The 980-nt window shown below is 77.0% G+C and carries 1 pseudogene; it reads right to left on the reverse strand.

The annotated features are described in order from the left end of the window. Positions 1-980 (reverse strand): annotated as a pseudogene (locus IH13_RS0129450) (LuxR family transcriptional regulator); the annotation flags it as partial.

The following is a 980-nucleotide window of genomic DNA, read 5'->3' on the forward strand; positions in this document are numbered from 1 at the left end:
GCAGCACCGCATCCGCCAGGTCCAGGAACTGCCGGTTCCAGGCGAGCGCGGCCCCGGGGGCCGCGGCCACCGCCTCGTACTCCGCCCGGTCCGCCTCGCCCGCGAGCACCCGCAGCAGCGGGCGCAGCCCGTAGCGGCCGCTCAGGTAGTAGTAGCTCGGGTGGTCCCGCTCCCAGTCCAGTACGGCGTCCAGATCCGCCAGCGCCGAGGGGCGGTCCTCCTCCAGCAGCGCGCCGATGGCCCGGCAGAACCCCAGCCGCAGCGGCACCAGCGGCGAGTCCTCGCCGCCCGCCCGGCGGAACGCGGCGAGGTACCGGTCCCGCTCCCGCCGGCGCCCCCGGTGCGCCGCCATCGTGGCCCCGGCCAGCAGCAGATAGCGGTGGGCGGCGAGGTTCCCGATCCGGGCGCTGACCTCCACCGACCGCGCGACGGTCGCCTCCGCCTCGTCCCACCGGGCGCACATCACCGCGTTCATCGCGAGCAGCCCGTCGACCGTCTGCGTCAGCAGCAGCGAACCCAGCTCCGAGGCCGCCGCCCGCGCGGAGTGCAGCCGGGCCGCGTCACCGGTCCGCATGAAGCCGTTCGCGCCCAGCCGTACCAGCGCCTCCACCCGCCACAGCGGCAGCCGGTGCTCGGTGGACAGGGACAGCATCCGCTCCAGACACGCGTCGGCCGCGTCGAAGCCGTCCTCCCGGGCCAGCAGCGCCAGTAACTGCCAGGCCTGGCAGGCGACCGCCCAGAGCCCCTCGGCCTCGGCGGTCTCCGCGGCGGCGCGGGCGGCCCGCTCGACGCTCTCGGGCTCCGGGCGTTCCTGGCCGGGCAGCAGCGAGAGGTGCCCGTCCACGACCGCGAGCGACGCGCACCGCGCCGGGGACGGCGACGGGCCGAGCAGGGCGCGGGCCGCGCCGATCTGGCGGTCCGTGTCGGCGGCCCGCTCCGCCATCACCGCCACCCAGGCGATCTTGATGTGGGCGTCCCCC

This window comes from Streptomyces sp. NRRL WC-3549, from assembly GCF_000721935.1.
In the GTDB taxonomy this organism is placed as follows: domain Bacteria; phylum Actinomycetota; class Actinomycetes; order Streptomycetales; family Streptomycetaceae; genus Streptomyces.